General features: G+C 62.1%; 25 protein-coding genes. 14 read left to right on the top strand and 11 right to left on the bottom strand.

Annotated features, from left to right (window positions below):
* Window positions 1-6 precede the first annotated feature (6 nt).
* Window positions 7-309, bottom strand: a complete 303-nt coding sequence (locus tag BSY19_RS01915; RefSeq protein WP_069052622.1) for a hypothetical protein — start codon at window positions 307-309, stop codon at window positions 7-9.
* The gene (recD2, locus tag BSY19_RS01910; RefSeq protein WP_210184365.1) at window positions 306-2,573 is read right to left on the bottom strand and encodes an SF1B family DNA helicase RecD2; all 2,268 of its coding nucleotides are present in this window, start codon (window positions 2,571-2,573) and stop codon (window positions 306-308) included. The genes BSY19_RS01915 and recD2 overlap by 4 nt, the downstream gene beginning before the upstream one ends.
* A 538-nt stretch (window positions 2,574-3,111) precedes the next feature.
* Here recD2 and BSY19_RS01905 point away from each other — a divergent pair.
* Together BSY19_RS01905 and BSY19_RS01900 are read left to right on the top strand one after the other, a co-directional pair.
* Complete coding sequence (locus BSY19_RS01905; protein ID WP_069052621.1) at window positions 3,112-4,173, top strand: patatin-like phospholipase domain-containing protein; 1,062 nt, start codon at window positions 3,112-3,114, stop codon at window positions 4,171-4,173.
* Window positions 4,170-5,171 carry a DnaJ C-terminal domain-containing protein gene (locus tag BSY19_RS01900; protein ID WP_069052620.1) on the top strand — a complete coding sequence of 334 codons (1,002 nt, stop codon included), beginning with the start codon at window positions 4,170-4,172 and terminating at the stop codon, window positions 5,169-5,171. Before BSY19_RS01905 ends, BSY19_RS01900 begins: the two co-directional genes overlap by 4 nt.
* Before the next feature lie 3 nt (window positions 5,172-5,174).
* On the opposite strand, the gene BSY19_RS01895 is transcribed toward BSY19_RS01900, so the two are convergent.
* The 3 genes from BSY19_RS01895 to BSY19_RS01880 form a co-directional block, all read right to left on the bottom strand.
* A complete protein-coding gene (locus tag BSY19_RS01895; protein ID WP_150129403.1) occupies window positions 5,175-7,340 on the bottom strand; it encodes a PcfJ domain-containing protein in 2,166 nt (721 codons plus the stop codon).
* Between the two features lie 83 nt (window positions 7,341-7,423).
* Window positions 7,424-7,795 (bottom strand): hypothetical protein, encoded by a 372-nt coding sequence (locus BSY19_RS01885; RefSeq protein WP_069052617.1) that lies wholly within the window; start codon window positions 7,793-7,795, stop codon window positions 7,424-7,426.
* A gap of 50 nt (window positions 7,796-7,845) precedes the next feature.
* Window positions 7,846-8,268 (bottom strand): hypothetical protein, encoded by a 423-nt coding sequence (locus BSY19_RS01880; protein WP_150129402.1) that lies wholly within the window; start codon window positions 8,266-8,268, stop codon window positions 7,846-7,848.
* Between the two features lie 319 nt (window positions 8,269-8,587).
* Here BSY19_RS01880 and gyrB point away from each other — a divergent pair, with 319 nt between their 5' ends.
* From gyrB to BSY19_RS27315, 8 genes are all read left to right on the top strand, one after another.
* Window positions 8,588-11,020: a DNA topoisomerase (ATP-hydrolyzing) subunit B gene (gene gyrB / locus BSY19_RS01875; RefSeq protein WP_069052615.1), complete on the top strand. Its 2,433-nt coding sequence runs from the start codon at window positions 8,588-8,590 to the stop codon at window positions 11,018-11,020.
* Between the two features lie 125 nt (window positions 11,021-11,145).
* Window positions 11,146-11,586: a hypothetical protein gene (locus BSY19_RS01870; protein ID WP_069052614.1), complete on the top strand. Its 441-nt coding sequence runs from the start codon at window positions 11,146-11,148 to the stop codon at window positions 11,584-11,586.
* Window positions 11,587-11,618: 32 nt separating this feature from the next.
* On the top strand, window positions 11,619-12,410 hold the full coding sequence (locus BSY19_RS01865) for a metallophosphoesterase (protein ID WP_069052613.1): 792 nt from the start codon (window positions 11,619-11,621) through the stop codon (window positions 12,408-12,410).
* A 138-nt stretch (window positions 12,411-12,548) separates the two neighbouring features.
* The gene (locus BSY19_RS01860) at window positions 12,549-12,911 is read left to right on the top strand and encodes a hypothetical protein (protein ID WP_069052612.1); all 363 of its coding nucleotides are present in this window, start codon (window positions 12,549-12,551) and stop codon (window positions 12,909-12,911) included.
* 76 nt (window positions 12,912-12,987) lie between these two features.
* Window positions 12,988-13,749, top strand: coding sequence for a polymer-forming cytoskeletal protein (locus tag BSY19_RS01855; protein ID WP_069052611.1), 762 nt, complete (start codon window positions 12,988-12,990; stop codon window positions 13,747-13,749).
* 25 nt (window positions 13,750-13,774) lie between these two features.
* Window positions 13,775-16,675 (top strand): DNA gyrase subunit A, encoded by a 2,901-nt coding sequence (gene gyrA, locus BSY19_RS01850; RefSeq protein WP_069052610.1) that lies wholly within the window; start codon window positions 13,775-13,777, stop codon window positions 16,673-16,675.
* Window positions 16,672-17,607, top strand: coding sequence for a hypothetical protein (locus BSY19_RS01845; protein WP_069052609.1), 936 nt, complete (start codon window positions 16,672-16,674; stop codon window positions 17,605-17,607). The genes gyrA and BSY19_RS01845 overlap by 4 nt, the downstream gene beginning before the upstream one ends.
* 111 nt (window positions 17,608-17,718) lie before the next feature.
* Complete coding sequence (locus BSY19_RS27315) at window positions 17,719-18,498, top strand: hypothetical protein (RefSeq protein WP_150129401.1); 780 nt, start codon at window positions 17,719-17,721, stop codon at window positions 18,496-18,498.
* A gap of 99 nt (window positions 18,499-18,597) precedes the next feature.
* Here the strand turns inward: BSY19_RS27315 and BSY19_RS27310 are convergent, their stop codons facing one another.
* Window positions 18,598-18,945, bottom strand: a complete 348-nt coding sequence (locus BSY19_RS27310; RefSeq protein WP_150129400.1) for a helix-turn-helix domain-containing protein — start codon at window positions 18,943-18,945, stop codon at window positions 18,598-18,600.
* Between the two features lie 68 nt (window positions 18,946-19,013).
* Between BSY19_RS27310 and BSY19_RS01840 the strand changes: the two genes are divergently transcribed.
* Entirely contained in the window at window positions 19,014-19,319 is a 306-nt protein-coding gene (locus tag BSY19_RS01840) for a hypothetical protein (RefSeq protein ID WP_069052608.1), read from the top strand.
* A 24-nt stretch (window positions 19,320-19,343) separates the two neighbouring features.
* Here BSY19_RS01840 and BSY19_RS01835 read toward each other — a convergent pair whose 3' ends face one another.
* From BSY19_RS01835 to BSY19_RS26855, 3 genes are all read right to left on the bottom strand, one after another.
* Window positions 19,344-19,769: a hypothetical protein gene (locus BSY19_RS01835; protein ID WP_150129399.1), complete on the bottom strand. Its 426-nt coding sequence runs from the start codon at window positions 19,767-19,769 to the stop codon at window positions 19,344-19,346.
* Between the two features lie 89 nt (window positions 19,770-19,858).
* Window positions 19,859-20,320, bottom strand: a complete 462-nt coding sequence (locus BSY19_RS26860; protein ID WP_083247324.1) for an SMI1/KNR4 family protein — start codon at window positions 20,318-20,320, stop codon at window positions 19,859-19,861.
* Window positions 20,321-20,332: 12 nt separating this feature from the next.
* A complete protein-coding gene (locus BSY19_RS26855; protein WP_083247323.1) occupies window positions 20,333-20,812 on the bottom strand; it encodes an SMI1/KNR4 family protein in 480 nt (159 codons plus the stop codon).
* 219 nt (window positions 20,813-21,031) lie between these two features.
* On the opposite strand from BSY19_RS26855, the gene BSY19_RS01830 reads away from it, so the two are divergent.
* A complete protein-coding gene (locus BSY19_RS01830; RefSeq protein ID WP_083247322.1) occupies window positions 21,032-22,009 on the top strand; it encodes a lytic transglycosylase domain-containing protein in 978 nt (325 codons plus the stop codon).
* Window positions 22,006-22,218 carry a hypothetical protein gene (locus BSY19_RS01825; protein WP_069052605.1) on the top strand — a complete coding sequence of 71 codons (213 nt, stop codon included), beginning with the start codon at window positions 22,006-22,008 and terminating at the stop codon, window positions 22,216-22,218. The genes BSY19_RS01830 and BSY19_RS01825 overlap by 4 nt, the downstream gene beginning before the upstream one ends.
* A gap of 28 nt (window positions 22,219-22,246) precedes the next feature.
* Here the strand turns inward: BSY19_RS01825 and BSY19_RS01820 are convergent, their stop codons facing one another.
* Together BSY19_RS01820 and BSY19_RS01815 are read right to left on the bottom strand one after the other, a co-directional pair.
* Complete coding sequence (locus BSY19_RS01820; RefSeq protein WP_150129398.1) at window positions 22,247-23,188, bottom strand: hypothetical protein; 942 nt, start codon at window positions 23,186-23,188, stop codon at window positions 22,247-22,249.
* A gap of 12 nt (window positions 23,189-23,200) precedes the next feature.
* A complete protein-coding gene (locus tag BSY19_RS01815; RefSeq protein ID WP_150129397.1) occupies window positions 23,201-24,037 on the bottom strand; it encodes a hypothetical protein in 837 nt (278 codons plus the stop codon).
* A gap of 511 nt (window positions 24,038-24,548) precedes the next feature.
* Between BSY19_RS01815 and BSY19_RS01810 the strand changes: the two genes are divergently transcribed.
* Window positions 24,549-25,571, top strand: coding sequence for a tyrosine-type recombinase/integrase (locus BSY19_RS01810; RefSeq protein WP_083247321.1), 1,023 nt, complete (start codon window positions 24,549-24,551; stop codon window positions 25,569-25,571).
* Window positions 25,572-25,574: the final 3 nt, after the last annotated feature.

Here is a 25,574-nt window from a genome sequence, read left to right as displayed (position 1 = left end):
CAGCCTTCAGGAATTCTGGGGTAAGGCGACCAGCGAGGCCAAAATGCGCGTCTCGTGGTCGCTCTGTGCGCCTGCAAGCGCTCTTGCCAGGGTGGGCGCGTGCGAGATCTGCACTCTAGCGGCGTCACCTTCGTGGATGGTCAGCTTGAACCTGTTTTCGGTCCAGGCGCCGAACTCAAGCACCTCGTAAACGGCACCGGTGCTGGCGCGAGCAAGATGGCGGTACTGACCGCAGCTTTCGAACTCCAGTGGCCGGATGGCCCAGCCGTCGGCAACTCCCGGCTTCTTTTCCGGCAGCACTTCGCTCATGGCTCGTCGATCTGAATGAATCCGCCCGGCGCCGGAGCATAGGCTGCCGGCTCAAGCACTAGGTCCATTTCTGCCTTCAGGCGATGAGCCAAGCCCGTATAGCGGCTGGAGGTGTCGGCTGAGGCCGCGGCATTGCTGATGGTCTCAGGCGTCCCCACCAGCGTGCAGATCTTCTTTGCCCGCGTCACGCCGGTGTAGAGCAGATTGCGCTTGAGCATGTTCGACTGGCTGCGATGGCAGGCCATGATCACGACCGGGAACTCGCAGCCCTGGCTCTTATGGACCGTGGTCGCGTAAGCCATCTCAAGATCGTCGCAGTCTGTGGCGTTATAGATCGCAGCGAAATCCTGGTAGTCGACCCGCATGTACTGGTGCGACTTGCCGTTGTCGTCCTCCTTCATCCCAACGAAGCCGACGATGCCGATCTCGCCGTTGAAAACGCCTTTGATGTAGTCGTTGCGCGTATGCATGACGCGGTCGCCGATCGTGAACTGGCGGATCCCGAAATCGGCCGTGCGCCCGTCGCCCTCGATAACGGGGTTGACCACCGCCTTGATGGCCTTGTTCAGCGCATCGACACCGCAATCATGGCGCCGCATCGGCGCAAGGACCTGGATGTCCTTCATCGGGTCGAAGCCCATCTCGGGCAACTGGCGCGTGAAGAGGTCGACGACCCGCTTGATCAGCTGAGAAGGCTCAGCGACGTTCTCAATCGAGAAGCCTTCGACCCGGCTGACGCCAGGCTCCAGAGGTGGCAGGCCCTTGTTGATGCGACTGGCTGCCGTCGGGATCGGGGAATCGTTGGACTGGCGATGGACGACGTTGAGTCTGGATGTCGGGATCACGCCGGACTGGATCAGATCGCGCAGCACCTGTCCGTCGCCCACGGAAGGGAGCTGGTCGACGTCGCCGACGATGGTCAGGCCACTGCCAGAAGCGATCGCCTGGACGAAAGAATGGGCCAAGCCGAGGTCGACCATCGAGAACTCGTCGACGATGAACCAGTCGTCGTTCATCTGATTGTTGACGTCGTGGACGAAGCGCCCTTCCTGCCACTGCAGCAGGCGATGGCAGGTCGATGCATCGCGGCCTGAGACTTCCTGCAGGCGCTTGGATGCCCGACCTGTCGGAGCCGCCAGGCAAACCTTTCGCTCGAAGGTCGCCAGTGCGTGAACGATCACTTTCTGAGTGGTGGACTTGCCTGTGCCCGGGCCACCGGTGATCACGCAGACCTTGTTGGTCAGCGCCATCATCGCTGCGTCCCGCTGGCTGGGATCGAGCTCGATGCCGAGATCGTACTCCGCGGCCGCGATCGCTTCAGCCGCGGCCTCCCTGTCGAGCCCGTTGTGGGAAAGAAGGCGGGCCAGATGCTTCGTCAGTGATTTCTCACGCTCCAGCACACCAACAGAGATCGCAAGGCCGGTGAGCTCGTCGAAAACCGCACTCTCGCCGTTGAGGGCTTCATCGACATGTTGCGCGACGATTTTCTCGCTCAGCCCGGCCAGCCGAGCCGCCTTTTCGATCATGATCTCGACCGGCAATCCGCAATGACCGTCGGTCTGCGTGGCCGTGAACAACACCGATCTCATCGCCGCGCAGATGCGCTTGGGTGAATCGGCAGGATGGCCAAACCGCTTTGCGATATCGTCAGCCGTCTTGAATGCCATGCCGCGGACACGCTCGGCCATGCGCCAAGGGTTTTCCTTGATCTGGACCCGAACGGTGCTTCCGTAGGCCTCAAGCACGCGGCGGATCATGCCGGCGCCGAGCCCGAGGTCGCCGAGAAAGACGACCAGCTCGGGCTGCATGGCATTCTTGACCCAGGCCTCTGCGATCGCCTCGGCCTTCTGCCGATCAATGCCGGCTTCGACCAGCCGGTCGGGCTGGTCCATGACGTCCTTGGCCTCGTCGCCGAAATGGGCAACCAGCTTCAATGCAGATCTGTGGCCGACGCCCAGCACGGCACGGCTTTTCAGCCAGGTGACGATACCGTTCTTGGTCTCGGGCGCGTGCTGAAGCACCAGCTCGGCCTTGAATGTGCGCCATCCTTTGTGACTGCCCCAATGGCCACGCCCGGTGATCATGTCCTCGGGCTCGACGTCGAACGGGCATTTGGTCGCCATTGAAAAGGTCTCTCGACCCTTCTGGACCTTGAGGACGGTAAAGCCGTCGTTGGCGCGATGCAGAACGGAAACCACCTTGACCTTGATCTCGGTCAGTTCGGGCTCCTGCTCCTTCCGTGCCGGGCGCGGGGCCTCATCCACTTCCTGGGACGGAGGGCGACCATCATCGAATTCGTCCTCGGGCGGCGCAGAAGACCGCAGAGCCGACAACCCCGATTTTGGTTTGGTCAGATTCGGTGGAGGTGCTGCAGCCGGAACCTGCGCCTCTACGGGCCGCTGAACAGGTCGAGACGCAAGTGATGGCAGCCGCGGAGGCGGACGACGTGGCGGCGGCGGCATGCGAACCGCATAAACCGGAGGCTTCGGGTTCGCGCTCTGAAGCTGAACCGGACCCGCAGGCGCTGTCGCGGGTGGCCCGGCGAACAGATCCCCCTGCCCTGCCGGTGGCGGAGCTTTCCTGATGCGAGGGGGAGGAAGGTGTCGCATTTCAATCCATAAGCGGGCGCCCGATCACGTTCACATTTCGGTCCAGGGATGCGAATGTCAATGATGCGGGAAGGCCAATCCATTCTTTTGCGAAGGATGGATTGGCGATTTCGAACGCCAGGCTCTTGCGATTGTGCCGTTATCCTTCGACACTGGAACGATCTTGCACGATTTGCGCCCGAGAGGCCCAGGAATGAGACACGTCGTTGCCGCTCTGGCCTGGCTGATGATCGCTGCCTTTCTCTCACCCGGCATGGCTCAGCAGGGGTGCGGCAGCTTGTCTGTCGAGCCCTTTGTGAAGAATGTCCCGTTCTTCGGCACCAAGATGACGCCGGTGCGGTCGACCAGCCCCGAAGTTCTCAGTTTCGTCCATCCTGACGACGCACGGCTTGCGGTCTCGTTTTTCCTCAGGGCGCGGACGACAGCTGTCGAATCCCGCTCCGACTTCCTGCAGAACCTGAGATCTCGCCTGGATGCCGAAGTGGCATCGCGGCGGGCTGGTGGTGCCGTCGTGGAGAGTGGCATTTTCCCCTACGATCCGGTGGCCTGGACGGTCGCGACCAGGTCATCGCGTCAGGACGGAGCCGATGTGTCAGGCGAACTCGTCATCCGCCTGACCGCCACGTGCCAGCTGGTTGCGTCCTGGAACGTCTATGAGACGTCGGTCCTGGCAAAGCGCATCACAGAGATCACGAACGCCCTGGATGCCGTACGCCTCCTGTCCGTGCGTCTGCTGCCGGCATCTGAGTTTCTTCCGGATCGCCGCATCCCCTCAGGTCCGTCTTCCCTGATCTTCGGATTTTTCGGGCCGCTCGCGGCTGCCGGCGTGATCATCGTGCTCTTGCGGGGCTGGCTGAACTACGATCGCCCAGGGCTGCTGCCGCGGATCATCAGCGGCGCCGGCGCTGTGGTGGGCGTCTACGCAATTCTGGTCCAGTCTCCCGTCTATCGTGAAGCTATCGAACAGTTCCGCTACATCGATAGCCTGTTGCTCACAGGTTGCGCCACGCTGTTGCTGTTGATCGCTGTCGTCTCCGGAAATCAGAAGACGGCTCTCACGGCGTACGCGGCTTCTCTCTGCGCAGGCCTCTCGTTGGGGGTGTCCGCCTGGTTCGGCTGGTCGCCTGTCGATGCGATCGCCCCGTCACTGTCGGCTTTCTTCGTCTTCGTCGGCTTCTTCGGGCTCCTCTTGTGGGGCATGCAGGCCAGGCCCACCGGCATCCGCGGAATGAGAACCGCCGCTGCAGCGCGATGACTGCTGAATTCGATCCATTCGACCTGCTCGGCTTGCCAGAGACGGCAGATGAGGCTGCGGTCAAAGCCGCGTACCGTCGCCTCGCCAAAGACTGGCATCCGGACAAGGGAGCAAAGCCCGAGGACGTCGAGCGGTTCAAGGCCCTCAACGCTGCGCGTCAATGCCTTCTCGATCCTCAACTGCGTGCGCGGGCGCTTGCCCAACGCGCTGCCCGACGCAAGCCCTCGTTCCATGAGGGCTTTGATCAGGTCTTCAGGGACATGGAAGCGGCAAGCCAGCGTCGCGATCACCGCCGCGCAGCGCCACCCCCGGTACGCGCGGAGATAGAGATCTCTCTGGAGCAGGCCTACCGTGGCGGCGTGGTGTCTCTCGGTGGGCATCAGGCAAGCTGTACGGGTTGCAAGGGCCTCGGCCGCGTCGAGGTTCCTGTCGGAGTTACCTGTCCCTCTTGCCGGGGTCACGGCATGTTCCAGCAGTCCTATGGACTGACCACAGCACGGATTGCCTGTGTCGACTGCTCATCGACCGGGAAAATTCAATGGTGCGTCTGCTCGACCTGCCAGGGCTATGGCGCGGCCCATGGCAAGCTCGGGAAAATCCGGGTGCCAGCAGGCATCGAGACAGGCTCGATCATCAAAGAGACCGGCAGGGTCTCTGGCGCGGATCTCGAAGTCAGGGTCACGATCAAGCCGCACCAAGTGTTCCTGAGGAAGCAAGATGACCTCGTTGCCCGGATACGGATCCCCGTCTGGGATGCGGCGCTGGGGTGTACGAGGAAGCTGACCGCCATCGACGGCACGATCGTTGCCGTGGATTTCTCACCCGGTACCCAATCGCGATCAATGCGCAGTTATGGCGGTCTGGGCATGCCCGGAGCTGATGGTCGCCGCGGTGCCATGGTGGTCATCGCCGATGTCGTCATTCCCGATGCGAGCGTCGGCGAGAGCCAAGTCCTCTTTTCTCAGATGCGTGCCAGATTGGGGGCCAGCGCAGTCTGACGGTCAGGCCGCGTTGCGCCGCGGCATTTCATCCAAGGCGTAGTTCTGAACGAGATAATCGACCAGCATGCGGCGGCCCATCCTGCGCCAGTGGTTCGGCAGGTAGCTCTTCACCGCCTCGAAGTGCAGATCCGCGATCATGGTCTGGCCCTCGATGGTCAACGCGCCGGATTTGACGTCGGAAAGCGTCTCGGCAGAAGCATGAGCCCGCTCCACCCGCTCTGCAAGTGCCGGCAAGGTCTCAAGCCCGATCTGGCGCAGCAGGCCCTCCAGCGCCGACACGTGCTTCGTCAGCGGGTCGACGTTTCCCGGTCCCAGGTGCTGAACGATCTCCAGCCGCCATTCCGCACTGATGTCGTCACCTTCCTGGTAGGGCGTGAGGCGCAGCTCGGCGGTCGAGGAACCCTCATCGCAGGTCAACGAAACCAGAAAACAGGCACCCGAGGCCGCATCGGCGACGAAGCTTGCGACGCAGTGGTTCATCTTGTGGCCCTCTGCGAAGATGGCGTCCTCAGTCACCAGAGGCGTTATCGCGACGCCGGCCACCGTTGTGGCTGCGCTCATGGGATGGGGGTAGAGGTCCGCCATCAGCATGTCCTCGTCCTCGTCGGCGTGGACGCGATGATTCAAGCGGATGGCCTCGATCTTCTTGCGGAGGACCTCTGAATCTGAGGTAATCGAGGCATGCCAGCGCTCGTTGAGAGCTTTGAGAGCGTGAACGCGTCGACCGGCCGGGAACAGGGCATCCAACGATGCAGCACCAGCCTTGAAGCGCACGATACCGCGCTGCATGTCCATTGCATTCAGGGATCTCGCCATCCAGCCATAGACGTCCTGCAGGCCCTTCCCCGGATAGCAGAAGCGACCATCGTCATCGCGATGCGCCAGCAAGATCCGCGGTATGTCCGCGAGCAGACTGCTACGGTCTGACTGGTCTTGAATCACCAGGCTGATGGCTGCCAGCTCCGCGCGACCCAGAAGTGGAACATGGGGGTCGTGCTTATAGAGGGCATCGAGGCAAGCAATCAGCGCCGCGGCCGGCGCCGATAGCTTGCCTCGCATGGTGATTGCGACCTTCACGGCCTTGGGGTGCAGTGGCCTGGCGAGCTTGCATCTTAGCCGGATGACCTCCTCGATCGGACGGCCGGCGGTGATGAGGTGCACGAGCTCGTTGCTGATCTTTTTGGGGTCGAGCCACTTCAGAACGGAGAAAGCCTGGTTCATCCGGGTGTAGTGCTGCTCGTCCCATCCTGCCCTGGCGAGAAGAAACTTCTCGATCGCCTCGAAGGAGACGAACGCACCGCCCACCCTCGAGGCGTAGCGCTGAAGCTGTTCAGACAACGACCGCCGGAATTTTGCGATCGCGGCCTGATTGCCGATGGCACCCGCGCGCCGAATAACATGGATCAGGCGCTTCCGATCGACCTCGTCGAGTAAAGGGGATGTCCGATTGAGGAAATTGCGGACATGATCATGCATCGGCACCACGTCTTCGACGCCGAATTTGGTCTCACGCCCCGCCAAAATCGCCTGGTCCACTGCCGCGCGCAGTGCCTGGTCCCCCGCGTCGGTGAAGGTGAAGCCGGCATGATCGCGCTGCATCACGAGCTCAGCGATATGGACCTGTGTGCACCCAGGGTCGGATACCGCAAGCACCTTGAACACCGGGCCGGCAGACCCTTCCGACTGAAGCAGCAGGGCTGAATGCCAGCCGCTGCCGTGACCAGAAACGAAGCGGCTGGTGCGGCGCATCGCGAAGTCCGTGACAGCGAAACGCATCATCGCGTCCACTGCAGGATCTTTCGACAGCGGACGAACTCTCGCGAGCCTCAGCCCCGATTTTTTCGCGAGAGCGGGAACGAACGGACCATGCAGCTGAACTGGCAAAGCCCGGCGATGCGCTACGGCGTGTGCAATCGCAACCGCATCCTCGGGACCCGCAACGCGATGCCCAACGGTGCGGTTTCCTTCCTTGATGGCCACCACGGCGGCGATGGCTTTGGTGTCGACGTACTTCTTTGCGATCGCCTGGCAAGCGCGTGCGAGGCTATTTGCGGTGCGCAGCGACTTTGGCGCGACCTCGGCAATGGCCGCAACACACTCGACGAAGCCCACGAGGTTGCGGAGCTTCACAGCAGACGGGGCAAGGCTTGCCGCAACTTCACGCATGAACAGGGTCTCAGAGGATTGAACGTCACATCCTTGAGGTTTGCGCTCGATTAGTGCGAGTCGATTCTGTCAATGCGGCGACGCTATCCACCAACGGCTTGGTCAGGCGTGTTTCGCGTCGCCAGATCCGCCAGTCCCTCGACAATGATGACCTGCGCAGGCATCCCGAGTTCGGCACACACCGCTCCGAAGGTGATGACTTCCTGACGATCAAACCATCCTGCAAGAATCTTCGTGCCTTGCCGTGCTGCCGTATGGCCGTCGACGGGTCGAACAGCAGCAGCCTGCTGCTTTCGCACGAAATGGGAGAGCTTGAGCTCGTTCAGCACAGGGCCGATGCCATACGCGGCGAGCCGGATGTTTACCGCCTTGGCGATCGTCTCCTGAATGGTCTCGCCGGCGGCCGCCGCTCGCGACCTGATCTGATCCGCCTCATCGGATGGGAGGTAAGCCACGACCTGTCGGCGTGAACTCCGATCTGATGGCTTCCCGAAGCGTCCGGCGTTCATTTGTCCCTGCGGCGGCTCGATCTGAAGCGGTTCCAGGGCTGCTCCTGGCGCCACTTCTCCCGGCGAGAGCGCTGCTGCTCCCGTGCAGCGACCTTCTGTCGGGCAGCATCACTGTCGAGCAATTCGAGAAATGACTCAACCATGCCGTTATAGAAAAAGTCATCACGCCGGATGACTTCGATAGGGTCCTGCACTGCCAGGCCCGACCCATCTCTTTTAAGGAAGCCGTATTTAACCAGCCAGTTGCCGGCAGTCTCGAACTGCTCCAGCGACCCGCCATTCACGCTGGAATAAAGGTACAGAGCCCGATCAATGTCGACACGACACATTGGGTCCATTGTCGTGCAAACGCACACGAATACGGCATAGGCGTCTGCGGACTCATTAGCTCGCGCCATCACCGACCGAACAGCCGGCATGCCCCGCAGCCTCATGCGGAGGTATTCCCGGCGGCTATCCTCCTGAGTCATTAGATGGCGGTTCATGGGCAATGCATAGCATCGTCAATTCAATGAGTCGATGGATGCAGACCTTCTACATTGATTATGCACAGTGAAATGAGGGCGATACCGTCATGTACTCTTGCTTTAGTGCATGGAGGCAGGCTGTGCTTAATTTGAGCTTCAATCCTTTCTTGGCATCCCTGCGCCGTGGATAGCGCGTCAGCGGTCATTGACCTGTTCATTGAATCCCATGAAGGTCTGATGATTCAATTCATCTGACTCGCCAGGATTACCGATGGACAACGTCGAAGCCGTCACCGCCCCAGCCGCTCCCAAGGCCGATTATGGCGCAGGCAGCATTCGCGTCCTGAAGGGCCTCGACGCCGTTCGCAAGCGCCCTGGCATGTACATCGGCGACACCGACGACGGGTCCGGCCTGCACCACATGATCTGGGAGGCTGTCGACAACGCGATCGACGAGCATCTCGCCGGCCACGGCAAGACCGTCTACATCAAGCTCGGTCGTGACGGCTCCTGCTCGGTCACCGACGAGGGCCGCGGCATCCCGGTCGACATCCATCCCGAAGAGGGCGTTCCCGCGGTCGAGGTCATCATGACCCAGCTGCACGCAGGCGGAAAGTTCGACCAGGACTCCTACAAGGTCTCTGGCGGCCTTCACGGCGTCGGCGTCTCCGTCGTCAACGCGCTGTCGTCGCGCCTCGAGGTGTTCGTCCGCCGAAACGGGCGCGAGTACTTCATGGCCTTCGAAGACGGCGAGACCGTCGAGAAGCTGCGGGAGGTTCGCGACGGCGTCACCGGGACCGGCACGACGGTTCGCTTCACGCCGTCACCGCGCACCTTCACCGGCGTCACCAAGTTCGAGCGCTCGATCGTCGAGAAACGCCTTCGCGAGCTGGCCTTCCTGAACTCGACCCTGACGATCGTGCTCGAAGACGAGCGCGACGAGGCGCCGCCGCTGACCATGCATTACGAGGGCGGCCTGGCTGAGTTCGTTCGCTACCGCGACCATGCCCGCAAGTCCTTGCTCAAGGATCCCATCTTCGCCAAGGGCGAGCGCGGCATCGTCAACGCCGAGGTGTCGCTCCAGTGGAACGATGGGTTCGCGGAGAACATCCTCGCCTTCACGAACACGATCCCGCAGAAGGACCACGGCACTCACGTGGCCGGCTTCCGCGCCGCCATCACCCGCTCGGTTCAGGCCTATTTCGAGGCCAATCCGCCGGCCAAGAACATGAAGGGCGACATCGTCGCCGAGGACATTCGCGAGGGACTGACCGCGGTGATCTCGGTCAAGATGCCCGATCCGAAGTACTCATCGCAGACCAAGGACAAGCTGGTCTCGTCGGAAGTCACGACCCCGGTTCAGCAGATCGTCGCCGAAGCCGTCACCATGTGGCTCGACGAGAACCCGGCGGAAGCCAAGCTGGTGATGATGAAGATCGCCGACGCAGCACGCGGCCGCGAGGCGGCCCGCAAGGCGCGCGAACTCACCCGCAAGAGCGCGCTCAGCGTCACCTCGCTCCCCGGCAAGCTGGCGGACTGCCAGGAGCGCGATCCGGCGAAATCCGAGCTCTTCATCGTCGAGGGTGACTCGGCCGGCGGCTCGGCCAAGCAGGGACGATTCCGTGAGTTCCAGGCCATCCTGCCGTTGCGGGGCAAGATCCTGAACGTCGAGCGCGCTCGCATGGACAAGATCCTCCAGAACGAGCAGGTCGGCACGCTCATCACGGCGCTCGGCGCCGGCATCTCGACCGACTTCGATCCGGCCAAGGTGCGCTACCACAAGATCATCATCATGACGGACGCGGACGTCGACGGCGCCCACATTCGGACCCTGTTGCTGACCTTCCTGTACCGGCACATGCCGCAGCTCATCGAGGCCGGCTTCGTCTACGCCGCGCAGCCGCCGCTGTTCAGCGTGGCTCGAAAGCGTGGCAAGTCGAAGATCTACCTCAAGGACGAGCGTGCGCTCGACATGCACCTGTTCGAGTCGGGTCTGGACGGCGCCACTCTGACGCGGGCCGACGGCACGGTGCTCTCTGGCCCCGAACTCCTGGCCTACGCCATGCAGGCGCGCTCTGACGCGGCCTTGATCAGCGACCTGGACATCCAGATCGGCTGCCCGGAGCTGACCAGCTACGTGGCGATCTCCGGCGCCATCTCGCCCTACGCCTTCCGCGAGCCGGCAACCACCGCGGCCGCGGCCGCTCATGTGGCCACCAAGCTTTCCGAGCAGACTGGCCTGACCTGGACGGGCCGCGTCTCTGACGATGGGTATGAGATCACGCGCAAGTCGCGCTCGGGCATCATGACGACATTCCGGATCCGCCAGGAGATGTCGCGCCTGTCGGTCGCCAACGAGATCGCCAGCCGCCTCAAGGCCCTCAACGAGGCCTACAGCAAGCCATCGAAGCTGAAGTCCGGCTCCGAGGAGGTCATGATCTACGGCCCGCTCGATTTCTGCCGGACCGCCAAGGCCTGGGGCTCCGAGGGTACTGACATCCAGCGCTACAAGGGTCTGGGCGAAATGAACCCCGACCAGCTGCGCGACACCACCCTGGACCCTGCATCACGGACGCTCCTGCGCATCACGATCGCGGATGCCCAGGCGGCCGATGACATCATGTCGGTGCTGATGGGAGATCTCGTTCCGCCGCGGAAGGCCTACATTTTCGACAATTACGACAAGGCCCAGGTCGACGCTTGATCGCTGAGGTGTGTCCGCTTTAGCGCGGAATCCCGCTCGCTACTCGGGCAGGTGGCCAAACGCTTCCTGCCTTTCGACCATGACGGCTATCGTGGTCGTCATTCGGTCAATCATCGGAGTCAGCCATGCGCGCCAAGGATTACAATTTCAGCCAGAAGATCGTTGGCGGGATCACCTTCACGGCCTTTGTTGGTCGCGAGGGCCCGTATCTGATGGCAGAGGCTGGGCGGCAGCGCCTGGGTGACGTCCGTATCTCTGCTGGCAAAATTTTCCAGAACGGAGAACGCTGGTCCATCTGCAAATACGGACCGAGAGAAGTCCGTGTCGCTCTCCCGAATTTCACAAAGGAAGACGTCGAGACACTGGCACAGCATTTTGGTCTCGGTGTCGATTACCGGGCATCGAAAATTCCGTTTAACGAACTGGGCATGTTTTCGGACCTTTGCGATTGGGTCGAAGCGAACCCTGTCGCAGCCCGGAAGATCCAGCCGCACGAACCAAGCATGGGCGCCTGGCTCCACTATGTCACCGAAGCGCAGAACGCTGCCGCCGCTCCGAGCCTGTGAGGCTCCGGCCCTTGGAAGCGATTTGAGCTTTCATGAGATTGCTTTGCCTGTCCGACCTCCACCTGGAGCGCAAATCCGACTGGGAGTTTCCCGCTGATCTGCCTCCATTCGACGTCGCTGTCTTTGCCGGCGACGTCGACGCATCGCCTATGGATTCGATCCGATACCTGCTGGATCTGAAGGCGCTGCAGGATCGCCCGATCGTTTACGTTGCCGGCAATCACGAGCTTTATGACGGATTTCTGCCACTAAACGAGATCGCCGGCCTGGGAGCTGCATCCGGCAGCCGCCTTCATTATCTGGTCGGATCCCGCAACTCCGTCACCATCGAGGGGCAAACCTTCATCGGCTCGACGCTCTGGACAGATTACCGCCTCAGCGGCGATCGGCAGAAGGCGATGATCGAAGCCGAGCTCGGCATGGCAGATCACAAGCGGATCTTCGATTGGATCGACGGCGAGCCTGTCCCTTTCATGCCGATCGATGCGCTAAGGCGCCATCGCATCGAACTCGCTCACATGAAACGCGCCCTCCTGCATCATGGCCCGGGCGCGGTCGTTGTGACCCACCATGGGCCGTCACCGCGATCGGTGCATCACCGCTATGCCGGTGATCATGCCAACGCCGCCTATTGCTCAGACCTGACCCGGCTGATCGAGCGGACCAGGCCGGCGTTGTGGGTACATGGGCATATCCACGATTCCGTCGACTACCGGATCGGGTCAACGCGCGTTGTCGCCAACCCGAAGGGCTATGGTCCCGACGAAGGCGAGTGGCGCTGCGAGAACCCGGCCTTCGACGAGCGTCTCGTCATCGAGATCTAGGGCTCGCCGTCCACGGCAAATCAGGCCGCTGCCTCGATCCTTTGTGGTTCGCCCCCGATTCTCAGGTTAAATCTCAATCCATGGTCGCCGCACAGATTCGTGCCTCGATCCTTCGTCAGCAACACAGGACAGATCCACGTGCAGACCACTGCCCCGACGACGGCCCCCAAAGTTCGCTTCTTCTTCAAGGAGAAGGAGATCATCCCGACCACCACCGAGCGCTTCCTCGACCGCAAGTTTCGACGCATGCTGCAGTCCATCGGCGACAAGCAGGTCAAGAAGTTCGGTCACCTGGTCCATCCCGAGACCGGCGAGCGGCCTGAGATCTGGCTGGTGGTCGAGAACCCCCTGACGGGCAGCGTCAGCATTCGTCTCGTCACGGATTCCGAGCCGCTCCGCAGCTGGCTCAAGTCGAAGGGTGTCGTGATCGGCGAGGCCCTGCAGAAGGAAGGCGTCGACGAGCCCGCGGTTATCCCCGAGAATCCTTCTCAGGCCGCCTGATTTCACGCCTCAATCGTTGACCCTCTCAAGGACCATTGCATACGCTCCTTGGATCAATTCATTGGATCGAATCGCAATGACCCTCGCGACACCAACGGACGCCGCTCCTGAGCGCGGCGTCATTCAGCAGGACGGCGAAGTCGTCCTGCGTGAGCCCTTCATCGGGATGATCCATTGCGACCGCTTGGTCCTGGAAGCCGGCGCTGCCGTCAATGCCGAAATTCGGGTCGACGAGCTGGAGCTGAAAGCCGGCGCCAAGCTGACCGGACCGGTCGATGCGCTGCGCGTTCGCATCCACGACGGCGCCGAACTGACTGGTGAGCTGCGGGCTGAGCGGCTGACGGTCAAGGGGCGTGTCGTCGGTATCGTCATTGCCGGTCTCGTCCAGGCTGCTCGAACCGCCTCCTTCCAGGGCTTCGTCATCGCCGAGAGCTATGGAAGCGAGATCGGAGCCGAGGTGCGGGGATCGATGCGCGCCTCGGTTGGCCAGACGGCGCAGATCGCTCACATCGACCGCGATCGCGAGCGTGTCGTCCAGGGTGGGGTTGTCTCGCGTGAGGACGTCTGGAGCACGGCCTCGCGGCCCTATATGGCGCCCGAGCCCCCCGAGCGATCCACTCCGGCCCAGCCTGCTGCCCTGTCCCCGGCCAGCACTGATGTGAAAATCGAGCCGGCCGCTCCGATCCACGTTTCCGCTGCCGCGCCAGTGGCGCCTGCGCCGCGCCCTGAGATCGCTTCGGCTGTCCGGCTGGTCGATCCCGAGCGCCGCCCGAGCCCTCAGCCCGTCTTCAATGCCCCGCCTTCTCGCGCGGACGAATACCGCCCCCGCCTGATCTGACGTTTCCAGAACGCGAAAGCCCGACATGACCGAACAGAGTGCCCCGCCGTCCGGCGGCGATCGGATCGAGATCGCCGACATCTCGAAGATCTTCTCGCAGGACTACCTCGATTACGCGATGAGCGTGATCGTCAGCCGTGCCCTGCCGGACGTTCGGGACGGCCTCAAGCCAGTTCACCGCCGCATCATGTACGGCATGGAGACGGGCGGCTACGACGCCAACAAGCCCTACAAGAAATCGGCCCGCATCGTCGGCGACGTGATGGGTAAGTATCACCCGCATGGCGACCAGGCGATCTACTTCGCCCTGGTCCGCCTGGCGCAGGACTTCAAGGTCCGCCACCCCCTCATCGACGGCCAGGGCAATTTCGGTTCGATGGATGGCGATCCCCCGGCCGCCATGCGTTACACCGAATCCCGGATGACGCGTCTGGCGCACTTCCTGACTGCCGACATCGACAAGTCGACGGTCGACTTCAAGCCGAACTACGATGGCAAGGAGAAGGAGCCCGTCGTTCTTCCGGCTCGCTTTCCGAACCTTCTGGTCAACGGCCAGATGGGCATTGCCGTCGGCATGGCGGCCAACATCCCGACCCACAATCTGGGCGAAGTGATCGACGCCTGTCTCATCGTGCTCGACAACGAGCATGCGACGCTCGACGACCTGATGCAGGTCATGCCCGGCCCGGACTTCCCCACCGCCGGCATCATCATGGGGCGCAGCGGTATCCGACAGGCCTACCTGACCGGACGTGGCTCGATCATGATGTCGGGCATCGCCGTGATCGAGGAGGGCAAGCGCGGCCGCAATCGCATCGTGATCACCGAGCTGCCCTATGACGTCAACAAGACCTTTCTCGTCGAGAAGATCGCCGAGTACGTCAACATGGTCGCCAAGGCGAAGGTCGACGATGCGAGCGTCTCGCAGTACCGGCCCTTCGGCGGGATCTCCGATATCCGCGACGAGTCCAATCAGGAGTCGATGCGCGTCGTCATCGACTTGAAGCCCGACGCCGAGCCTGCGGTCGTGCTCAACGCGCTTCGCAAGTACACCGACTTCCAGTCGACGTTCGGCTACAACGCGACCTGCCTGAATTCCAAGGGTCAGCCCAACGAGATGGGCCTGCAGCAGATCCTGACCGAGTTCGTGGCGTTTCGGCGTGAGTGCGTGACGAAGCGCACGATCCACGAGCTCGACGAGGCACGCGGCCGGCAGCTCAAGCAGATCGCGCTCTATGCGGCGATGGACCGGATCGATCAGATCATCGCTCTGATCCGCTCGGCCGAGGACGACGACGAGGCTGCCTCCAAGCTGATGCAGATCGACTTCGCGATCACTGAGGAACTGGCGACCCTTATTCGTGACGCCGATCCCGACGCCGCGCCGGCCGCCACTTTCCGGCTTTCGCTTCCGCAGGCCAATGCCATCCTGGCAGTCAGCCTGAAGCAGCTCAGCCGCATGGGTCGCGACAAGATCGCCAATGAACTGCGGACGATCGCCGCCACCATCCGCGGCCTTCTGCCTATCCTGAGCGACCGCAGGGTTCTCGATAACGTCATCCGCATGGAGTTCATGGAGATCCGCGACAAGCACGCCAACAAGCGTCTGACCCGGATCGAGACCACCGAGGCCGATGAGATCGACAACGAGGCTCTCATCGAGCGCCGCGACGTCGTCGTCACGCTGACCAGCAGCGGCTACGTCAAGCGCACCGAGCTCTCGGCCTATCGCGCCCAGCGCCGCGGCGGCAAGGGCAAGACCGGCATGGAGACCAAGGACGACGATTTCGTCATCTCCACGAGCGTCTGCACGACCCGCACTCCGCTTCTCGCCTTCACCGCCAAGGGCCACGTCTACGCGATCAAGGCCCACCGTCTGCCCGACGCGAACGCGAACGCGAAGGGTCGCCCGATCGTCAACTTCATCGAGCTGAAGCCGGGCGATTCCGTCCGCTCACTCGTCCCTCTGCCCGAGGATCGCGCCAGCCTCGACAACCTGAACCTGCTCTTCGTCACCGATTTCGGCGACGTCCGGCGCAGCCGCGCAACCGACTTCTCCGACCTGCGTCGCGGCGGCAAGATCGCCATGCGCCTGGAGAACGAGGACGGCAGCAGCATCGGCAAGATCGTCTCGGTGCTGGTCGCCCGGGATGACGAGGACATCCTGCTGGCAACCGCATCGGGCCAGGTCATCCGCTTCCCGATCGAGGATCTGCGGATCATCGCCAGCAACCTGTCGACTGGCGTCCGCGGCATCTCGTTCAAGGGGAAGGACGGCAAGGACTTCGTGGTCGATGCCTGCATCCTGGCCCACACCGATGCCAACTGGATCGAGCGCGACCTCTATCTCGCCAAGGGCACGCTGTTCCTCAAGAAGGGCGACCTCGTCAACGAGCAGGGCGAGTCCCGGATCACCGACAACGTGACGGTCGAAGACGCCCCCGAAGCCGACAAGCCGGATCGGGTCAAGGTGACGCTGTCTGTCCCGCGCATGGCGGAGATGGCAGCCGAGGAGCGCTTCCTGCTGACCATCAGCGCGCTGGGTTACGGCAAGCGTACCTCCAGCCACGAGTATCGCGTCACCGGCCGTTCCGGCTCCGGGATCGTCGGCGCCGTCATCAACGAGGGGACCGGCGACCTGGTTACCTGCCTGCCCGTCAACGACGACGACGGTCTGGTCATCGTTACGGACGGCGGACAGGCGATCCGTACGCGGGTCAGCGACATCAGCTCGCTCGGACGTGCGACCAAGGGGGTTCGCGTCTTCTCGCTTCCAGAGGGGCAGAAGGTTTCGGGCGTGGCTCGGATTGCGTCCGACGACGGAGCGGAGGAGGGCCTCGAGGACGATGGTACTCCCAGCTCGCCGCTTCCTGCCGCTTCCCCCGCCCTCTCCACTGACATCGCCAACGAGGAGCCGTCCGAATGACCGGCCAAGCCCAACTTCACACCCTCCTGGCCGACGCCGACCGGCTGGCAATTTCCCGGCTGATCTTCGAGCCGCGCGTCAGCAGCCTGCGCAGCCAGATCTCTGCGCTGCAGGCCGATCTCGATGCTGTCCTCGAAGAGAGGCGTACCGGCGACGAAGCCTTCGAAGCGATCGGCCGTCAGATCGAAGTCTTCGGCATCGATCGCGACACGCTGGACAAGCTGGTGGAGAGCCGCCTCGCGCTGCTCTCTGGGATCGTCAGCGTTCCCTCGACACCGGGCTACGTTTCGCCGATCGCTGCTGGCGCAGCGGCGGCCGGTTCCTCGGCTTCGGTGGTCGAGAAGCCCGTGATGGCTGCGGTTTCTCCGGAGACCGCTCCGCCGGCATCGGTTCCGCCGGAGACGCCTGCAGTCGATGCCGAGGCTTCGAAGCCGCGACAGCGCCGCGCCCGGCCCGCCGCGGTCGTGGAAGTGGCTCCTGCGGCCGCGATCTCGGCGGCGGCGCTGGACACCGAAGATCGTTCGGGCGCGGCCGAGAACGGCGATCCGATGGACCAGGGTGAAGTTCCCGACGATGTTGCTCCGCTGGCCGATGATCGCGAGCCGGCATTGCACGAAGACGTCGTCGCGGCAGACCAGGCCGACTCCGGCGAACGCGAAGAGAGCGAGCCAGCCTCGGACGCCGCCCCGGATCTGAAGACAGAAGACGACGTGCTGAACCCGTTCGACCCCGCCCATGCTGCGGCCAGCGAGGTCATTTCTGCGCCGGCTGCCAAGGCCGAGCCCGACTTCGTTCCGTCCTTCGGTGCCGATCCCGTCGCAACTGCGAACGTGGTGAAGAACGAAGCCGATTTCATCCCGAGCTTCGAAACGCCCAAGTCAGCGGGATCCGGAGACGATTTCCTGCCTCCCTTCCTCCAGGGGCAGGGCTGACCACACTGTCCTGACCAATCAACATGGATTGGCAGGACAGTCCTTGAGAGGCGAGAGCGGCCGTGGTGTCCTCTCTCGTCGTTTGTGCAGTGACGATTCGTTGGAGAGGTAATGCGTTTCGATCGCCACAAGATCAGTCAGGCCGCCATCGCAGCAGCTTTCTGCGCGGCATTGTCTGCCTGCCAGACGACGAATACGCCGACAGCGACCGCTCAGGTCTCACCATCGGCCGCCGGCGTCGAGCCTGATATCCGCAGGATCCTCGCAGGTGGTGGCCTCGACCCCAATGCTCCGGCCGCCGCACGCCAGCAGGCTGCCCAAGCACCCGCGGCTACGGGTGTCGCCCAGGGGCTGGTGCCTGTTGGGCCTCCGAGCGCGGCATCGCTCGCCTATGCCCAGCAGCCGGGTGGAGCGCCACCTCTCGCAGCTGGCGCTGCGCCCTTGACCTTATCCGGTGCCGTCGTCCCGCCGCCTCCCCAGGCGCCTGCGATCGCAGCCGCGGTGGCTGCTCCGACATCCAAGGGTCGTCGCAAGGGAAAGTCGTTCGAGCCTATCCCCAACCTCGCGATCGTTCCGGTGGCGCCCACCCAGGCTGTGCCGACCAGTCCTGTGAGCACGATGCCTCTGGCAGCTGCGAACGGAGTTGGCGTGACCCCTGTCCAGGTCCCTGGTTTGCCGCCTGGCCTGCTGCAGGCTGCGCCGCAACTCCCGTCAGCGATGACCACGTCGATCGTGCCTGCGCCGCTCGTCCCGAAGGTCGTCGATATCACTGGCCCGAGCGCGATCCGTCTTCGCAACGCCGGCGCCGACGACAATGCGGCCAAGCGCGCCGAGGCCCCTGTCGCACCCGCAGCGCCCGAACCATACGTCCCAAAAATTCGTCGGTTTTGACCTGATAGGTCACAAATAGATCAGGGCGCGGCGGCGCTTTTGAAGCTCAGGCCTAAATTGGTCGATGTCGCAATAGCGAGCTGACAGGTGGGGTGACATTCATTCCTGGGGCGAGCGCGCGACAAGCTCTCCAGAAACCCAATTGATCATGGCAGCCAGAACCATTTTTTTGTCCCATCCCGCACGTCTTGCGGTCAGCACGAGCTGATGCATCCCGGCGTCGATCGCAGTGCATGCGTTGTGCACGGTTTCTTCGCCGCCTGGGAACTGTGAAGGGCTCTGAATATGGTACCGCACCATCTCGCGAAAAAATGGAACGATGAACTCAGGCGGTCCGTTTCCAGCCCAGTTCTGGACCGTTCGCACACTGAGATTATGCCGCCTGGCAAACTCGGCTTGGTTCACGCCCAATTTACTCAATGCTGCTTTGAACCCATCCCCATCCACGGTCTGGATCTCCTGATTCGTTGCCTGAGGCCATGCCTTGCATGCTTCTGGGCTAATCACGACCAATAATGGCTAGCTGGTTCGGACAGGAGCGAAGGGTGATTGTTTATCACGGGACAAATGCCGAGCTAGCAGCGATCAAGGCAGGTAGCTGGGTCACGACCGATATCGATGCCGCCCGGAGCTTTGCTGTCGAGAAGACGGCGGAAGCCGGCGGCATCGCGCTCGTTGCGGCCATCGATATCGATGAAGCCGCGATCGATTGGGATGCGCTCGGCGCTGTCGCTGGCGTCGAGGACGAGCGCGGGACGTTGCTTAGGCAGGCTGCTGTTATGACCTGGTCAGAGGTCCGCCCAGGCCCAGGTGGACCATGAAGGTCTACAGATAGCGCTGAGGCTTCACTTCACGAACGTCACAGCTCGCTCGGAGACCACCAGCTTGAAGCGGGCGCTGCCCCTGGGGTTTGCGCGATTGTCCCGCGGGCCGACCACGGTTCCGGTGTAGCTGATCTCGCCCGAACCGAACTCCAGGGCGCGCGGGTTGGTCCCGATCGTGTTGTCCGCCCGGCCGATCGCGGTCCATCGCCCGCCGACCTCCTTGAAGACGACAGCCATCTGGTCCATCGCGTTGCCGGTGGCATCATACTGGTAGCCGATGAAGGCGACTGCGATCGGCGCCGGGTCGTTCTTCAGCGTGCCATAGAACACCTTGGCATCGGAGGCCGTCTCCTTGAGGAGGCAGGTCGTCTCGCCCGTCATCTTGTAGCAAGGGATCCTCGTCCCCTGAACGTAGCGGGTGATGGCTGACTTGGCCGCGCCGGTCACTCCGTCGAGCTCCTGGGCCTGGACAGCGCACGCGGAGCTGGCCAGCAGGATGGCAACGGAAAGCTGATGAAACATGGTTCGTACTGAGGTCACGACTTGTCACTCCAATTCACCGGTGGCCCGGCTCTGCGTAGAAAATCTTGAAGGCTGTCGGCGAGCCGCACCTTCTCTTCAGTGTCTCGTATGAACACGCACACCGGTCGCTCTGGGCCGCTCGTGTCGAAGCCAAAAAACCAGCCCCCAGGGTCTGAGCCAAACACGAGAAAATCCCGGCAATAGAGCTCCGCAACGAGCCGGTTCACGTTCACAAATTCTGAGCCGCCTTCTCCGCGACCAATCCGGTAGAGTTCCCCAAACGTCGTCCTCTCCGCGTGCTCACCGTTGTCAGATTCGAAATCGATGGGGCCGATATTCGGCGACCCTCCATCGTGAGAGCCTATAAAATCGATCAGCTCTTGAGGAATCTTTGTGCAGAGATCGGCTTCCGCTGCCCGTACGTCCTCGCTTGTCAGCGGTACTCCGATAATCTCCCATTGAACAATGAGTGTCATCTTATGAAATACCTATGATATCTCGCTATTGATACCTAGATCGCTCGTCATGGCTGAATTTGTGAATTCATTATAGTTTTCTGCCACATAAATAGGATCAAATTCAAACGCTGGTATCAAAACAATAGTCGGATCAAATCCCTTTGTGAAATCGAAAGCGAACGAATTACCGCCTATATCGTCGGCAAATATGACGTATCCGGTAGTGTGTGATCTCACTTTCCGATTTATCATTGTGAACGGCGAAATTTTGCCGCCTTCTGACTTCAAAGAGATGATCTCACACAGCTCCGTTCGTATGTCGAGATTGCCTCCGCGCGGATTGCAGAATGGCACGATCCAGCATTCTGGGCGTCCCCCATCATTCTTTTGAAGCAGGGTCCTGAATGCTTGTGGAAAGCTAAATCCGAATTCCTTCTCCGCTTCAATAATCTTGCTTTCGGGCAGATCTGACCCGCCAATCCATTGGATCCTGCTCTCAGCCACTTTCATACCGGTGTGAACTGCCTTCGATAGGACGGACGCCGTTAGGAGCGTCCGAAGTCATCTATTGCGCCAGCAATTCGATGGCCTGGCCGGATCCGTCATATGAACTACAGGTTACGTCGAAGGGGATTTGATCACCAGCATTTTACGAACTCGCATATTTATCCTTGAGGGGCCACCGGCATCCAGTCACAATCCTTCATCTGAGGATTCGGTGCCGCATTCATGTTCCTGTTCCGCCTTCTGGCTGCTGCTGTCGTCGCCATCGTTTTGATACCCTCGCTGGCAATGGCAGCATCCCCGTCCTGGCTTCGTGTTCGCGACGCAGCCATGACCTGGCGCGAGCGTGGCAACCCGCAGAATGCCTATGCTCTCGTCGCCCAGCATCGAGGTGCCACCGCCGCTGAAGAGGTCGATCGGAACTTCGTCGCTGGCTTTCTGGCGTTGCGCGCACTCGGTCAGAACGAAGTCGCGATCGGTCATTTCAAGTCGATGGCGATCGCGACCGCCGGCCTACGCAGCTCGGAGGACCCGGCAGCTCTGAGGGCCATGGCTGGCTACTGGCTCGGTCGAACCCTGCAGGTCATGGGCAAGGGTGAGGAGGCACGAACTCTCTACACGACCGCGGCGATGTACCGGAACACCTTCTACGGACTGCTGGCCGCCTCGCAGGCTGGACTGGCCGACACCACCAGCGCGATCGCGGCGGTCGCTCCTAACTACCCCAGGCCAGAGCTGTTCTGGCACGACCCGCGGATGAACAAGGACTTGGTCCTGGCGATTATCAAGACCGAGAGCAATTTCAGGTCGCAGATCGTGAGCTCGGCCGGCGCCATGGGCGACATGCAGATCATGCCTGGCACAGTGCGGGCGATCTCACGAAAGACAGGTGTGCCGCTCGACCCCCGGCTCGTCGCGAGCAATCGGAATTACAATGTGGCCGTCGGCTCGCACTATTTCGCCGAGATGCTGACCCAGTACAGCGGCAACGTCACGCTCGCGGCGGCCGCCTACAACGCCGGCCCCGGCGCCTCGAACGACTGGATCCGTCGCTTCGGCGATCCTCGAGGCACTGCGATCGACATCGTCGACTGGATCGAACTGATCCCGTTCAGAGAGACACGCGGCTACGTGAAGAAGATCGTGGCGACGTATGTGTCCTATCTCGCGATCTCGGCCGTCGCCCAGAACGGCAAGCCATGAGCAGCAAGACGCCCAAGGTTAGCACATTCGCATTGCGGCGCACGGCGTCGAGCCGCACCGTTACGGCCGGCTGCTTCCAGTGCAACGGCTCGATGGCGATTTGGACGAGCGGGAACGCGATGGGCGTCGCTGCCAGGCATCACGACGCCACCGGACACGAGACCTGGGTCGATCAGATCATTATGACTAGGTATGGATCCAAGGACTGAGAGTCCTCGCGACGCGGCGCCAGCCAGGTCAGACAGCCATAGCCTTTCGGCACACGTAGCTGCGGTTTTGTTTGCTGCTGCCGTCAGCCTTCTGGACGACGCCGGCCTTGACCATCTTCTCGATGATCAGCGTCGTGCCGTAATCCGACATCCCCAAATCTGACGCCAGGTCCTGAACAGTCCGCACCGGGCGCTGCAGGAACAGCTCCAGCGCCTTGGCCTTCCTGGATCCCGCGCGCTCGGCGGGCATCAGGTTGTTCAGATCGATGGTCAGTCGAGACAGGGTCTGTGTCGCCTCATATGCGCGACGCGCGGAGACTGCGACGGCCTCGAAGAAATGGGCGATCCACGTCTCCGGATCTGCGCTGGCCTGCTTCGTCGCATCGGGGTCGGCATTCAGGGCACGAGCCAGACCGACTTGGGCCAGCGGTGCATCAAACGTCATTTTGAGGAAGTGCGGGGCGAGCAGCAACGCCATTCTGCGCCCCTTGCCATCGAAGGACGGCGAAAGCCAGAGCTGCCGCAGACACTCAGCGGTCATCGAGTAGGAGCGCGTACCGAGAATGCTGCGGATCGGTGCTGCCGATTCCCAGATCGAAGTCTCGTTGCGCCATTCCGCGGCGCCGGCATCGAGATGTCGGTTGGAGCTCTCGGATTCGCTCCACACCGCGGTGAGCCAGTCGGCAACGTCTTCATCGCCCTGCGGGCCATCGATAGCCCGATCGAGCGCCGCGTGGATGCAGACCGAAACCCTCTGCTTCAGGTTCGATAACCCGTAGAGGTCGTCGACGAGCAGATGGCAAAGGATCTGCTCTGGGACTTTTTCGCCCTCAGAGCACTCCATGATCGCCAGTGTCTCAGATCGCAGCATCCAGGCCCGCGCGACGGCTGGCATACGGTGATGCCGCATGCTTTCGTCGAGACGGGCCATGGCTGCACTGGCATTCGCCAGCGCAAAGCGTTCGTCCAAGTCGCACCCCTGTCAATTCATCGCCGGGAATCGCGATTCCATCGCGTTGCGACGAGTGTCGACCGGAATGCCGAGGCTGACCAGAGACGATGCGATCGCGTCATGCACGATGTTGGCAACGTCTTCGAGGACAGCCGGATTGTTGGACCTGGCGCGGCGCACCACAGTCTCTCGCGCAATGGCGTCAGACAGCGGGAACCATGCCGGGAACTTGGTGATGGCCTGCCCCGTGGCATTCCATGTGCCGTCATAGGCAGAGGCCAGCCCAGCGAAGCAACGGGTTGCCGACTTTTCGAGGTAGCTCTCGGATGCTCCCTTCGTCAGCGCGATGGAAGCCGACATGCGCACCAGCCAGGGCATCATGACAGCGATCGGGCCCTCGGATTTGACGGGGAAGAGGGTCGCGACGAGGTGCGCGAGGTCGCTCGACACCTGCTCTTCGAACTCGGCTTCGTCACCATCCCAACCAGCGACCGCGGGCCCGATGACGACGATGAGGTCGTAACGGCCAATCTTGCGCTGGCTGATGTCGGCGATGTTCTGAGCAAGCGAGGGCTCTTCGCCGGCGACGATGAGGTACTTGGCACTGCGATTGCCGTCGGCAACGAGGCCGGGGTCGAAAACGATGTGCAGACCCTTCTTCGAACCCGGGATCAGGCGCTCGGCAGCAGCGAGATAGTTTTGAGCTGCCTCCTGGGCGTGAAGGGCGATACCGCCCGGATCGTCTTCATAAGGCGTGGCCCGGGACGTTTCCCGATCGATGGAAACGAGGGGAATGGGATCCTCGAAGGGCGTCTCGCCCATCCAGAATGAGGCGTCTCGCCCGCCAGGAGCGTCACCTGAGTTCATTTGCGGCATCCCTAACTCCAGTCTGCGGCTGCCCTGGCCAATCCGGCTCGAAAGGCGGCCGTTGCTCGGTTTGCAAGCGAATTGCGATTCACTTGCGCTTCGTTGCATCGTTATCCGTTCGATTTTCCTCCTTGAGCGCCATGGATTGGTGCCTCATCCGACCTGTAGAGGCTCGATAATCCACCATTATCGACCTCGCTTTCCTAGCCCGCCAAAAGGTCTGTCGCAAGACGGATTTTAAGCTCAATTCACGCTCTCCTTCAATGCACACAAGCGCAATCGAATCTCCGTTCACTTGTGAACTGACATTCCTTTGACCTTTGGTCATCCACGAAACTGCCAAATCTCGGCATTTTTGGCCCAAAAATGGGGCTTTGCCGGATTTTCCGATCGATCAGGCCTTGGTCCATGGTCATTTCGCTAGAACTTGATCGCGCACCCCCACCTTGCCGGACGCATCCTTCTGGATGATCCTGAAACCAATCCTTAAGGGCTCGTGGTGGAATCGACGTTGAGCGACGCGCAGCAGATGATCGTGTCTGGAGGACCGTCTCTTCCGGACGGCTTCGTCGATGCCACCCGGCGGATCCTTGAGGAAGGCACCGCAGCCAACACACTTCGAGCCTATGGCGCCGATCTTCGCTACTGGTCAGCCTGGTCGGAGCTCCGGAAAGTCTCCTGTCAGCCGTGCTCGGTGGATGCGGCGATCATGTTCGTCGTCGATCATCTCGATGGCCTGCCGGCCGAGATCGACGCCGAACTCTGTCGTCGCAAGGTCAAATCCACCACAGGTCCTTTGGCCATCTCGACCATTCGCAGACGCGTTTCGTCACTGTCTGCTCTGCATCGAGCAAAGGGCCTGCCCAATCCTTTCGAGGATCCGCGCTTCCGGCTGTTTCTGTCCAAGGCCGGCCGAGCTGCCGCGCGGCGTGGCTATGCCCCCCGCAGGAAGTCCGCGCTCGTCCTCGAACTTCTGCAGCCGTTGATGGATGTCTGCGGAGATGACCTTCGCGGCAAGCGAGACCTCGCGCTCGTCCTGTTCGCGTTTGCAAGCGGCGGCCGCAGACGATCGGAAGTCGCAGGCGCTGTGGTCGAGCGCCTCGTCCGGCATGGCGACGACTTCGTCTATGAAATGGGGGTGACGAAGACGAGCCAAGACGGTGACGCCGGCACCGTTCCCGTCGCGGGTCGTGCTGCGGTGGCGATGGATGCCTGGCTTTCGTCGGCCGGCATCACGAAGGGACCAATCTTCCGGGCAGTCCTGCCAGACGGCACAGTGTCAGGCCGAGCTCTGGCGCCGGGCCAGGTCAACCGCATCGTCAAGCGATTGGCTGCAGGCGCGGGTTTCGACCCGTCACCATTTGGCGCTCATTCGCTCAGGTCAGGCTTCATGACCGAGACCGGCTTGCAGGGTGTCAGCCTGGTCGAAGCCATGGAGCTGTCTCTGCATTCCGACATCCGCACGGCTGGACGCTACCATCAGGCCGGCCGGGGCCTGAAGAACAAGGCAGCTCGAATTCTCGACACGCTTTGAGCA

The sequence above is a fragment of the Bosea sp. RAC05 genome (genome assembly GCF_001713455.1).
GTDB lineage: Bacteria > Pseudomonadota > Alphaproteobacteria > Rhizobiales > Beijerinckiaceae > Allobosea.
The sequence above is the reverse complement of the archived record's forward strand: the minus strand, read 5'-3'. Positions and strand labels throughout refer to the sequence as shown.

Coding starts and splice junctions, on each gene's coding strand:
- BSY19_RS01915 (WP_069052622.1), bottom strand. CDS start 309: ATGAGCGAAGTGCTGCCGGAAAAGAAGCCGGGAGTTGCCGACGGCTGG.
- BSY19_RS01905 (WP_069052621.1), top strand. CDS start 3,112: ATGAGACACGTCGTTGCCGCTCTGGCCTGGCTGATGATCGCTGCCTTT.
- BSY19_RS01900 (WP_069052620.1), top strand. CDS start 4,170: ATGACTGCTGAATTCGATCCATTCGACCTGCTCGGCTTGCCAGAGACG.
- BSY19_RS01895 (WP_150129403.1), bottom strand. CDS start 7,340: ATGCGTGAAGTTGCGGCAAGCCTTGCCCCGTCTGCTGTGAAGCTCCGC.
- BSY19_RS01880 (WP_150129402.1), bottom strand. CDS start 8,268: ATGCCGGCTGTTCGGTCGGTGATGGCGCGAGCTAATGAGTCCGCAGAC.
- gyrB (WP_069052615.1), top strand. CDS start 8,588: ATGGACAACGTCGAAGCCGTCACCGCCCCAGCCGCTCCCAAGGCCGAT.
- BSY19_RS01870 (WP_069052614.1), top strand. CDS start 11,146: ATGCGCGCCAAGGATTACAATTTCAGCCAGAAGATCGTTGGCGGGATC.
- BSY19_RS01865 (WP_069052613.1), top strand. CDS start 11,619: ATGAGATTGCTTTGCCTGTCCGACCTCCACCTGGAGCGCAAATCCGAC.
- BSY19_RS01855 (WP_069052611.1), top strand. CDS start 12,988: ATGACCCTCGCGACACCAACGGACGCCGCTCCTGAGCGCGGCGTCATT.
- gyrA (WP_069052610.1), top strand. CDS start 13,775: ATGACCGAACAGAGTGCCCCGCCGTCCGGCGGCGATCGGATCGAGATC.
- BSY19_RS01845 (WP_069052609.1), top strand. CDS start 16,672: ATGACCGGCCAAGCCCAACTTCACACCCTCCTGGCCGACGCCGACCGG.
- BSY19_RS27315 (WP_150129401.1), top strand. CDS start 17,719: ATGCGTTTCGATCGCCACAAGATCAGTCAGGCCGCCATCGCAGCAGCT.
- BSY19_RS01840 (WP_069052608.1), top strand. CDS start 19,014: ATGGCTAGCTGGTTCGGACAGGAGCGAAGGGTGATTGTTTATCACGGG.
- BSY19_RS26860 (WP_083247324.1), bottom strand. CDS start 20,320: ATGACACTCATTGTTCAATGGGAGATTATCGGAGTACCGCTGACAAGC.
- BSY19_RS26855 (WP_083247323.1), bottom strand. CDS start 20,812: ATGAAAGTGGCTGAGAGCAGGATCCAATGGATTGGCGGGTCAGATCTG.
- BSY19_RS01830 (WP_083247322.1), top strand. CDS start 21,032: ATGTTCCTGTTCCGCCTTCTGGCTGCTGCTGTCGTCGCCATCGTTTTG.
- BSY19_RS01825 (WP_069052605.1), top strand. CDS start 22,006: ATGAGCAGCAAGACGCCCAAGGTTAGCACATTCGCATTGCGGCGCACG.
- BSY19_RS01815 (WP_150129397.1), bottom strand. CDS start 24,037: ATGAACTCAGGTGACGCTCCTGGCGGGCGAGACGCCTCATTCTGGATG.